The sequence below is a fragment of the Streptococcus mitis genome (assembly GCF_047459985.1).
Classification (GTDB): Bacteria; Bacillota; Bacilli; order Lactobacillales; family Streptococcaceae; genus Streptococcus; species Streptococcus mitis_DZ.
The window spans coordinates 114,101-124,495 of the sequence record NZ_JASHHD010000003.1 but is presented as its reverse complement, the minus strand read 5'-3'; the positions used below and the strand labels follow the sequence as shown (position 1 = coordinate 124,495).

Annotated in this window: 9 protein-coding genes; 1 reads left to right on the top strand and 8 read right to left on the bottom strand. The window is 39.2% G+C overall.

The annotated features are described in order from the left end of the window. Positions 1 to 263: 263 nt before the first annotated feature. The 6 genes from QM959_RS03715 to QM959_RS03690 all read right to left on the bottom strand — a co-directional run bounded on the left by QM959_RS03715 (position 264) and on the right by QM959_RS03690 (position 7,545). Positions 264 to 818, bottom strand: a complete 555-nt coding sequence (locus QM959_RS03715) for a DJ-1 family glyoxalase III (RefSeq protein ID WP_414371513.1) — start codon at positions 816 to 818, stop codon at positions 264 to 266. Between the two features lie 10 nt (positions 819 to 828). Then, positions 829 to 2,052 carry an FtsW/RodA/SpoVE family cell cycle protein gene (locus tag QM959_RS03710; RefSeq protein ID WP_414371512.1) on the bottom strand — a complete coding sequence of 408 codons (1,224 nt, stop codon included), beginning with the start codon at positions 2,050 to 2,052 and terminating at the stop codon, positions 829 to 831. 36 nt (positions 2,053 to 2,088) lie between these two features. Then, a complete protein-coding gene (locus QM959_RS03705; RefSeq protein WP_414371510.1) occupies positions 2,089 to 4,539 on the bottom strand; it encodes a bifunctional DnaQ family exonuclease/ATP-dependent helicase in 2,451 nt (816 codons plus the stop codon). A 199-nt stretch (positions 4,540 to 4,738) separates the two neighbouring features. Beyond that, positions 4,739 to 5,668, bottom strand: coding sequence for a peptidase U32 family protein (locus QM959_RS03700; RefSeq protein WP_247935324.1), 930 nt, complete (start codon positions 5,666 to 5,668; stop codon positions 4,739 to 4,741). A 127-nt stretch (positions 5,669 to 5,795) separates the two neighbouring features. Beyond that, positions 5,796 to 6,476, bottom strand: coding sequence for an ABC transporter ATP-binding protein (locus QM959_RS03695; RefSeq protein ID WP_414371508.1), 681 nt, complete (start codon positions 6,474 to 6,476; stop codon positions 5,796 to 5,798). Between the two features lie 13 nt (positions 6,477 to 6,489). Then, the gene (locus QM959_RS03690) at positions 6,490 to 7,545 is read right to left on the bottom strand and encodes an ABC transporter permease (RefSeq protein WP_414371506.1); all 1,056 of its coding nucleotides are present in this window, start codon (positions 7,543 to 7,545) and stop codon (positions 6,490 to 6,492) included. 350 nt (positions 7,546 to 7,895) lie between these two features. On the opposite strand from QM959_RS03690, the gene QM959_RS03685 reads away from it, so the two are divergent. Next, on the top strand, positions 7,896 to 8,183 hold the full coding sequence (locus tag QM959_RS03685) for a DUF3270 domain-containing protein (RefSeq protein ID WP_042901174.1): 288 nt from the start codon (positions 7,896 to 7,898) through the stop codon (positions 8,181 to 8,183). 33 nt (positions 8,184 to 8,216) lie between these two features. Here QM959_RS03685 and ciaH read toward each other — a convergent pair whose 3' ends face one another. Both ciaH and ciaR read right to left on the bottom strand, forming a co-directional pair. After that, the gene (gene ciaH / locus QM959_RS03680) at positions 8,217 to 9,551 is read right to left on the bottom strand and encodes a sensor histidine kinase (RefSeq protein ID WP_247935327.1); all 1,335 of its coding nucleotides are present in this window, start codon (positions 9,549 to 9,551) and stop codon (positions 8,217 to 8,219) included. Next, entirely contained in the window at positions 9,541 to 10,215 is a 675-nt protein-coding gene (gene ciaR / locus QM959_RS03675; protein ID WP_000590639.1) for a two-component system response regulator CiaR, read from the bottom strand. The genes ciaH and ciaR overlap by 11 nt, the downstream gene beginning before the upstream one ends. Positions 10,216 to 10,395 lie beyond the last annotated feature (180 nt).

The following is a 10,395-nucleotide window of genomic DNA, read 5'->3' as shown; positions in this document are numbered from 1 at the left end:
CCCATTCAAACGTCTCACACTAACTTCCACCATAGCGGAACTTAATCTGAAACGCTTTCAGATGAGAGGATTTTGTGCGCTCTTTTTTTCGATTCCTTTCGGCTACAAAAGCTATAAAACCAAGCATTATTAAAACCAGTGGAACTTACCTTGACACGGATTGCCACTGGTTTTTAGGGTTTTTATCAGACTAACTTCCACTTGAATTAGCGATGGAACTTAGTTTGGGAATTTAGCAAAAAAACGAGAGTTTGACTCCCGTTTTACTGATTTTTACCAAAGAAATCTCGATAAAGCATTCCTCTTCGTAAAGTCTCTGCGTCCCCTCCTAGTTGCTCCACCAACTCGTAGGCAAAGGCAAGTGCTGTTGAAGGGCCTCGACTGGTTATCAATTGACCATCTACCACTACTGTTTCCTTGACGTAGTGACCATCAAGGATTTGCTCCTGCACGCCATCATAGCAAGTGTACTGCTTGTTTTTCAATAGCCCTGCTTGATTGAGGGCAATTGGTGCCGCACAAATGGCTGCCAGTTTCTTCCCTTCTTGCTCGAAGCTTTGTAATTCTTGAATCAAGGCCTGATTGTCACGCAAATGTGCAGAACCAGGCATTCCGCCAGGAAGGACTATCATATCATAGTCTGACAAATCTCCATCAAAGACACGATCTGCTCTGACTTGGATTGCATGCGAACCTGTTACTTGCTCTTCAAAACCAACCATATCACAACTGATATTGGCACGACGCAAGACATCTACAACTGTCAAAGCTTCAATTTCTTCAAAGCCCTGAGCCAACATAACTGCTACTTTAACCATGATTTCCTCCTTATTTGATTCGTTTTAATACAACTTTTTTTCGCTTGAATGGAACTTTTCCACTCTTTTCTTCAGCTAGATTGGTCTGGTAACTCATCGATAAAAGCAAGCCAACACCAATTAAGTTACTAATAATAGCCGACCCCCCTTGTGAAATGAAAGGCAGTGGAATTCCTGTCAAAGGAAGTAAGCCTGTCACAGCACCGATATTTTCAAAGATGTGGAAGAGTAACATCATAATCAAACCTGTGGAAATATAAGTATAGAACTGGTTATTTGATTTAAGTGTAATCTTCAACATACGGTAAATCAGCATGAGATAAAGGGCAATAACAAGAACAGATCCAATGAAGCCAAAATCTTCTGCAATGACCGTGAAAATCATATCCGACTCTCGAACTGGGATAAGCAGATTAGAAGCATTAAATCCTTGACCAAATAAGCCACCGCTTCCAATAGCAATCTGCCCTTGAGCCTGCTGGTAAGTAGTTGTTTGAGCAAAGTCAAATGGGTTGAGCCAAGCCAAAATACGATTGATTTGGTAGGTCGGCATTCCCAGTTGATGGAGAAAAGCCCGGCCGTCCTTGCTGATAAAAATAGCTAAGAAACCAGCAACTCCTGTTACAGCAGTCACAAATACTGGGATAATAATTTTCCAAGAAACCCCCGATAATAAAACGATTCCTGAGAAAATAGCCACAAAAACCAAGGCCGTTCCCAAGTCACTTTGAAGTGCCAAAAGAACTAAGACTGGAATGGTAAAGAGAATCATCCAGAAAATCAACAAAAAGTCCAGCGGAACCGTTCGACGCCATTCCTTATGTTTTTTTGTAAACTGGACAATCACACGAGCTAGCATGAGGATGTAGGATATCTTCATAAACTCTGACGGTTGGAACAAGGTGATTCCATTTACTGAAATCCAGTTTTTAGCACCCGTAGATGCGACTAAGCTTGGATTATAAAAGACGATAGGTAAAACCATGAGTCCCAAGCCTAAAATATAAAGAAAGGGGGTCACTTTCCAAAGAAATTCTGTATTAAAAAGCATGACCACAAAACCAATCACAAGCCCCAAGGCAATCCATGCAACCTGCTGTCCTAAAATGGGCAGAATATTGTTTGGATAATCATGGCTAACAGCTATGTAGATAGCCACCACGCCGATAACCAGTAGAAAAAATACTGGCAAGAGCAAACTATAATCGACTCTAGAGTCTAGAGAACGTTTCATATATACTAACCTTATACTTTCATACTATACTACTTATCAAAGTTCATTTAAAAATTTATCAATAACTTCATTAACTTCAGACTGAGAGAGGGTTTTAACAGTCGCTTCTTTTGCTAGAGATGCCACTATTTGTTTGCCATATCTCTTTCCGACAATTCTCCTATCCAAAATAAGAGTTAAGGAACGTTGGTGTTCGCGTCTCATACTTCTTCCCAAAGCCTGCTTTAAACGAATAATGGCCATTGGCAACTGATAATCATAAAAGGCATTTTTTCCTTCTTGATTCAGTTCCTGATTAATCTTTTTCGTCAAGGGCTCTTTAGGATTTTGGAAAGGAAGTCTTGGTACAACTTGAATCACAAAAGGATGACTTGAAAAATCGACTCCTTCCCAGAAACTTGCTGCACCAAGCAGGATTTGTTGTTCTCCTTTTTCAAAGCGTTTCTTCAGTTGATGAACATCGCCATTTTTATACTGGGCCAGATGGCTAACTGGAAGTAAATCCGATACTGCTAGAAGCATGTCTTTAGCAGTAAAGAGAACCAAAATCGGTTGTTGGAAAGCTTGAACATCCATCAGTAAATCAGCTACCTCTTTGGCGTAAACTTCTAAGGAGGTTTCTGTTACTAGAGGGAAATCTTTGACCAAGATCACTTCTTGATCCTGTTTTTTATGAGCTTCAATCTTGACAAATTTGGCTTCAGGATAGCCTAAAAGGTCTGCCAAAGAAACCCTCTGACTAATCTCAAGAGTAGCCGACACTCCCAATACTTGACATGATTCAGGCACTAAGGAAGATAGAAGAACACGGCCTGATTTTGTAGAAGAAATCTGAATTTTCTTCTGACTCGTTTCAGTGGCTTCAAGCCAGTAATCACCTTCAGCCGTAAAATAGCGAACCAGTTCCTCAAAGCCTTCTACCTCTAATTCTGAAAAATACTGGTGGAGATTGGCAAGAGAATCCAAGACATTTTTCCGAGATTTGCCAGACTGAAATTGCTCTATCAAATAGAGACACTCGAAGCGAATACTTTCTAGTATTCGCTGCTGGACCCTGTTTTCTTCTCCTACTAAAGCCTTATCAAGCAAATCAATAATAGACTGGATATCGTAGGTCTCTTGAAGCAGATTTTCTAGGGCCAACAAAACTTTTTGGACTTCATCAATAATCAATAAACGGTCGCTGACAAATTCAGGATTATCTTCAAGTCTGGTTACAAGATAGGCATGATTGGTCACTAAGAGCTTGCAAGCCTCTGCTCTTTCCTGACTACGTTTCCAAAAATCTTCCGTCATAAATAAGCTCTTGGATGATAAATTCCCATCATGACGAAGATCTCTTAGAAAATGTTGGTAACGGTAGAGCTGACCAATCTCATCCAAATCCCCGGTTTCTGTCTCTGTCAACCAGACCAAGAGTTGCATTTTAAAGCGTCTAAATAAGCGATTTTCATCATTTTCCTGCAAGGAACGATAAAAGGCATCCAACTTCAAATAATTGTGTGGCCCCTTTAAACTATGAATATCTATATGGAACACTTCCTTGAGATGTTTACCTTCTTCTTCCATGATTTGATTTTGAAGAATCTTTGTCGGAACACTAAGAACAATTTGACGCTCTTTGGATTGAGATAAAGCGGGTAAGAGATAGCCGTAGGTTTTTCCAATTCCTGTCGGCGCTTGAATTAATGAGACAGGCTCATCTTTCAATAGCAAGCCGACTTCTTTAGCAAAACTTTCTTGTTCCTCCCTCACTTCAAGGTTCAATAGAGAAATATTTTTCGGAAAATCTTGAGATAGTTTTCGTGGCTCCAGGGAAGCTTCATTTTTCTTGAAATACAGTCCTTGAACTTGGACCAAGTCTGGAGAACTCAGGATAGATTGGCTGCGATAAATTTCTTCAATAACCAAGTAGGATTCATATAGGAGGGCATCAGCCATTTCCAACAAGCGTTCCAAGAGACCTTTAGGAAGCTGGGCCATCTTTTCCCGTAAAAAAAGAAGTAATTCTGCTGTAGCTTGGGCATCTGAAAGGGCTGTGTGAGCGTGTTTAAGAGGAATTCCTAATTCTCGGCACAATATCGGCAAGCTATATTTTTCCAGTTCAGGGAAAAAGACCTGGGCCAATTCGACCGTATCAACACGAGGATTTCTTAGCTCATAGCCTTCAAAAAATAAATTTTCCGCCAAGAGATTGGCATCAAACTGAACATTATGGGCTACAAAAATCCCATCCTCCACCAAGTCAAAGATTTTTCTAGCAACTTGCGAAAAATCAGGTGCTTGCGCCAGACGTTGATCTGTCAATCCTGTCAGTTCTTTGATATGAGCATCCAAAGGTTCGTATGGATTGACATCCGTCGTATAGTGATCGACGATTTTTCCGTCCTCAATCACAACAATTCCCACTTGGATAATTTTAGCCTTACTACCTGTGCTAGTTGCCTCTAAATCAACCACAACATAGCGATTACCAATCGTTTTCATTATAAAAAATTATACCAAAAAAAGGGCCATTTGGCACCTGCAAACATGGGATAATTTTCAAACTCAAGAAGGTCACTTTTCTTAAAAACACCGTCAAACAGAGCAGCCTAGCCTGCTGATTTTTTGAAAATAGTGAAGAAATACGAAAAATTGAGAGAAGAAATGTTTACATCTTCCTTCTCTCAACTATCTATTTACTTTATTTAACCATATCAGGATCGTAGTCATAGAAACCTGTATCAAGGAAACGGTTTTTAGGGTGAAGTTTACGAACTTCTTCATCCAACAAGAAGGCTTGGTCATGGCTAAAGTTGCCCTCTTGAATCAAGCTACGCGCTTGAATAAAGAGTTTTGCAATCTCAACAAAGTTCTGACCTGGAGTGTAGAGCCCTTCTAGTTTCCAGTGAGTAAAACCATGCTCTACCAATTCTGTTAATTTGGTCATCAAATCAAGGTCATTGTTGGCAAAGATGTGAGTACCATGATTGTCTTCAAAAATGGAATAGTGGCTCTCTGGGTCACTTGGTTCAGCCAAGAACAAATCACGCTGACGTGTTTTTTCGTCATCAATTTGAGTGAAATTATAGTAGTTTTGCAAGAGCGGACGCTTAGAATGGTGAATAACACTAGCTCCATAAACCAACACTTCAGCAGGAATTTCCAAAATCTCTGGCATTTTGAAGAGTTCAGCCGATGGAATTTCACGCGCCAAAACAGCCTCAGATGCGCCAGCCTTCTGTCCCCAGAAGTTAATCTGACGACTGCTAGTTACCATGGTTGAAGCATCGTAGATGGTCTTAAATGAATAACCATCGCGGTTGACTACGTAAAAGACACCTGCATCCCCAATCGTAATGTAGTCTGTCTTGATTTCTTCCAAAAAGTCTAAGAAAGGCTTGATACGGTCCATCATATCTTGGTGCATGAGGGCGTTAACCGCAACAATCAATTCCTTATCCGCATCATGAACCAGCTTAGCGATTTCACGCAATTGGTCATAACTAAAGGTCGTTGGCAGACGAAGGCCAAAATCTTTCTCACCAACATAGATACGGTCTACGCCAGCTTCGAGCAGTTGTTTAACTTGTTCAATACTTTCAGCAGTTGCTGTAATGATAATCTTTTCCATAAGAAAAATTATACCACATTTCTCAAAAATCAGCTATGAATACTAGGAGTTTTCTAAAAAGTCAAAGTCATTTTTTAAAGTTCGCAATCAAAAAGTGAACAGTAACTAGCACCGTTCACTCTCTTTTTTATGCATGTGTTTTTTCAACTAGATGGCCGTCATTCATAACATAAACTCGGTCAACCTTCTCAAGAAGGCGTGTATCATGTGTAATCATAACAACTCCTCTACCTTGTGCGTGGGCAATGGCAGCCAACATCTCCGTTACTTGGTAAGCACGCTCGGTATCCAGACTTGCTGTCGGCTCATCTGCAAGCACGATACTTGGATTGTTGTAAAGTGCTCTAGCAATCGCCGCACGTTGACGTTCTCCACCTGATAAAGCCTTGGGATACTGATCTTGTACTTTTTCCAAATCCAACAAGTCAAGTAACTCTTTTCGATCACTTTTACTATTTTTTTCCTTATCCAGTTTGTCAATCAAATCCAGCTGTTCCTTGACCGTAAGAAAAGGAATTAAGTTTGAAGCTTGTAGAATAAAGCCAAACTCTCTAAAACGGAGGTCTGTTTTCTCCTTCTCCGTCAAACTGCCTGTTTCTTTCCCCTTTACCAAAATCTTTCCACTCGATGCTTCCTGAAGTTGTCCAAGAGTTGTTAGAAAAGTCGTTTTTCCAGAACCTGAAGGCCCAACGATAGCCACGAACTCTCCCTCATTTAGCTGAAAATCCGTCTCATGCAGAGCTACGACTTTCATCTTTCCTTCCCCGTAGGTTTTTGTCACTTGATTCATTTCAATCAATGTTGTCATACTATTCTCCTTATCACTTTGCAATTGCAGTAATCGGGTCCACCTTTAGCAAGCGTGGAAGTGAAATGACACCACCTAGAAGGGCCATCAAGCAAATCACCAAGCTTAGGATAGAATAGGCTAACCAACTTGGGTAGAAAAAGAAGGTAGCTGGTAAGACTAAAATCACTCCACCAATAGCCAGCAAAGCTAAAGCAATTCCCATACCGGCTAGGAGGAAGATTTGACAGAAAAGAGACCATACAATAGTTTTAATCTGTATTCCCTGAGCCCGCATTATTCCATAAAGTCCTAGTTTTTGGATGGTAATGATATAGACAAATATACCCACAATCAAGCCTGTGATGATAATCATAGCAAGAATCATCCCTGAAAATACATTAACCTGAGGTGTGTAACCAGGAATTTTCGAAATCATTTTTGGAATGGAAATCTGTTTCAGTCCATCACCAGCCACTTCTATATCATTTTTCAATACCAAGGCAGAGATCGATTTATTAGATTTTAAAGTTCCTTGTAATGTCCAATAAGTTGTCAGACTCGTAAAGACAACAGGCTCAGTAAAAAATTTATTTCCTTGAGCTAGGCCTACAATCTTGTAACCTGTCTCACTTCCATTCAGCTGAATGGCATCACCTAGCTTGATTCCATAGTTCTCAAAGGACTGATCCACGACAACCTCATCATCCCCCTCAGGATAGCGTCCCTCCGTCAAACTCGGAGAGATGAAGGCGTCCCACTCTTGAGCAAAGATGGAAACATTGACCTTTTCACTATCATTGATTAGATTGGTCACAGCGAACATATACCCCAGTGGAGCAGCCTCTTTAGAACTCTTCTCCTTGTAGTCCTTTTCAGGAATTAAAGATGCCGTCAAATTATCATTTGCGTAGTCAGATAAAACCACACCCGTCGCTTGCCAGTTATCAATAGCGGATCGGTTGTTACGTACAAGACCAAGAGCTAAACTGGTCATAAAAAAGACCATGAAAGCGATAAGAAAAATGGTAGTTAAAATCAAACTATATCGAAGTTTGTTTCGTAATATTTCTTTGATAGCAAGATACATGCTTATCTCCTTTAACTTTTCCAAGAGGCATCAATTAGACACCTCACTACTATAAAAATAGGAGACAGAAAATCTGTCTCTATATTCAAAACAAATCTCACTAATAAAATTAAAGAAAATAAGGAAACAAATTTTCGTAAAAATGAATCATTTGATAGCCCTATTTTCTTAAAAATATAATCAATTATGAATATTAATAAGTATTTAGTATCTATTCATCCTATCATTTTCACATTATGGTGTCAAGAAAAGTGATTTTGAAAAGGGACTTTATTCTTTTTGTAACCTTTCTGTAATAATTCTCTGCTGAAAAAATGATAAAATGGTTATGTACTGTTAAGGAGAGAATAATGCCCGTAAGAAAATTACAATCCTATGAGGTGGACTATCAAGAAGAATTAAACCATCAGGTTCCTCGTTATCAAGATTATACACCTGAAGCCCAATCTGATGCCAATCTCAAGGAAATCCTATTTTTTGTTAATATCGCTGTTTTTTGTATCTGTATTGCTATCTTTAGTTTTATCTTTTTAGCATTAAAATTATCAACTGCTCTTGCCTTTGCCGCAGCAATCGGCTCCAGTTTACTTGTCTTAAAAGTTCAACGATCTATTATCAAACGAAAACGTAGAAGATAAATCCAAAATATCGCCCCAGCTGGAGCGATATTTTTATTTTTTCTTTTTAGATGGTGTCTGAATGGCAATCTTCACTTCAAAGATTGTTCCTTTTGGTTTATTATCTTTAACAGTAATGCTTCCTTTTAAGGCATCTACAATTTGCTTGGCTAGGGATAATCCTAAACCAAAACCACCTTTTTGACGGGTTCTAGCCTTGTCCACTCGATAAAAGCGGTCAAAAATTTTCTTCTTATCTTCTGTCGAAATACCGACACCGTTATCAGAAACAAGTAAATACAGATTGCGATCAGTCGCTGAAATCACAAAATCAATTTCACCATCCTCTTCAGTATATTTGATAGCATTATCAAATAGGATGGTCATCAGTTGTTTCAATAGAAGATGATCTGTGACAATCGTTCGATGGATGCGATTTTCAAAACGGAAGACACGGTCATTTTCCGAAGCAATCATCTCATAATTTGTGAAAGTTGTATTAAAAAAGCTAGTTGGAACTTCAGCAAGTTCCGGCTTAATCCCATCATCTCTCCGAGCTAAATTCAACAAGTTTGTCGTCAAAAACCGCATATTTCGGACTTCTTCCAAACTAGACGCAATACTTTCACTCACATCCATAATGGTAGCTTCTGGCTTACGGAAAAGGGTCTCTAAACGATTTTGCAAAACAGCAAGTGGAGTTCGTAACTCATGACTAGCATTTTCCACAAAGGACTGTTGCTTCTGCATGCTCTCAAGCAGAGGACGAACACTAACCCTAGCTAGATAGAGACTGGCAAGTAAAGACAAAATCCAGAAACTAGCCATCACAACCACAATCAATTGCTCATGCTTTTGACTGGCCTGCTCCAACTGACTAGTATTAATCAAGACAGCCGCATACTTGATATTGGTTGAAACTGAACTAATATTCGTTTCCATCAAAATCATGCGATAGATTTCTTCTTGTCCATAGCTATTAAAAACTTGAATCTGGTAGATATGGCCTAGTTCTTTCTTTTCTAACTTAATCTTATCCAAACCCAAGAATCGATTTCCAGAAAGGAGCTGAGTAAAATTCTTATCAAAAAGAATAACCTCCGTATTGGAGCTGACATTGGGCTTTACCTCAGTCTTGCTGGTATCTTTAGCAGCATTCTCTAAATCTTTAATCTCTTCTGTTGCCCTATTTACTGCCAGCTGAATAACTGCCTGAGGATTATTACTCAATCCATGGAGCGTATCATCCACCGAAGTATAGAGACTCGAATGCATGACTTGTAAAATAATCAGGGTCATGGTAGAGAAAATCAGAGTGAAGACACCAAAGTTGCGAATAAAGTAGCTAAAGTCATCCGCATACCATGTTTTTTTTAGTTTACTGAACATCTTTTAAAATATACCCAACACTGCGCAAGGTTTGCAAATTCTCTGCAAAAGTGGTCCCTTTTAATTTCTTACGGACTTTTGAAACATAGACTTCGACAACCGAAATCGTTGTATCACTATCAAATCCCCAAAGACGATCAAAAATCTGTGTCTTAGGCAAAATCACATTTTGATTTTGAAGGAAATAGACTAATAAATCGAACTCTTTCCCCAGCAATTCGACAGGAGTATCTTCAACCTTAACGGTATTTGTTGACAAATTAACTACAATATTTCCATAAGTCAAGGTGTTTTCATTAAACTTACCTGAACGTTTTAGCAGGGCTTGAATCCGCATTTTGAGTTCTTCTAAGTAGAAAGGTTTTGTCAGATAATCATCCGCTCCCAGTTCAAATCCATGTCCCTTGTCATCCAAGCTTTCCTTGGCAGTCATAATCAGAACTGGAGTCGTAATTCCCTTTTCACGCAATTCTTTCAAGACTTGAAAACCATTTTTTTCTGGCAACATCAAATCGAGCAAAATCAAGTCATAGACGCCACTCTCAGCTTCGTAGAGACCTTCTTCCCCATCAAATACCTGCATGACATCCGCAAAATCGTCTAAAAAGTCAAATACTGAATTTGACAGGCCTAGGTCATCCTCAACCAATAAGATTTTTATCATGAGAAACTCCTCCTTAATAAATCCATTATACCAAATTTGCCTTAAAAAAAACTCAACTCTCTGCATTTTATACTCAATGAAAATCAAAGAGCAAACTAGGAAGCTAGCCACAGGCTGTACTTGAGTACGGTAAGGCAACGCTGACCTGGTTTCAATTTGATTTTCGAAGAGTATTACATG

What these genes read in the sequence shown, in the direction of transcription:
- QM959_RS03685 (WP_042901174.1), top strand. Translation starts at nt 7,896, where the DNA reads ATGCCCGTAAGAAAATTACAATCCTATGAGGTGGACTATCAAGAAGAA.
- ciaH (WP_247935327.1), bottom strand. Translation starts at nt 9,551, where the DNA reads ATGTTCAGTAAACTAAAAAAAACATGGTATGCGGATGACTTTAGCTAC.
- QM959_RS03700 (WP_247935324.1), bottom strand. Translation starts at nt 5,668, where the DNA reads ATGGAAAAGATTATCATTACAGCAACTGCTGAAAGTATTGAACAAGTT.
- QM959_RS03695 (WP_414371508.1), bottom strand. Translation starts at nt 6,476, where the DNA reads ATGACAACATTGATTGAAATGAATCAAGTGACAAAAACCTACGGGGAA.
- QM959_RS03710 (WP_414371512.1), bottom strand. Translation starts at nt 2,052, where the DNA reads ATGAAACGTTCTCTAGACTCTAGAGTCGATTATAGTTTGCTCTTGCCA.
- QM959_RS03690 (WP_414371506.1), bottom strand. Translation starts at nt 7,545, where the DNA reads ATGTATCTTGCTATCAAAGAAATATTACGAAACAAACTTCGATATAGT.
- QM959_RS03715 (WP_414371513.1), bottom strand. Translation starts at nt 818, where the DNA reads ATGGTTAAAGTAGCAGTTATGTTGGCTCAGGGCTTTGAAGAAATTGAA.
- ciaR (WP_000590639.1), bottom strand. Translation starts at nt 10,215, where the DNA reads ATGATAAAAATCTTATTGGTTGAGGATGACCTAGGCCTGTCAAATTCA.
- QM959_RS03705 (WP_414371510.1), bottom strand. Translation starts at nt 4,539, where the DNA reads ATGAAAACGATTGGTAATCGCTATGTTGTGGTTGATTTAGAGGCAACT.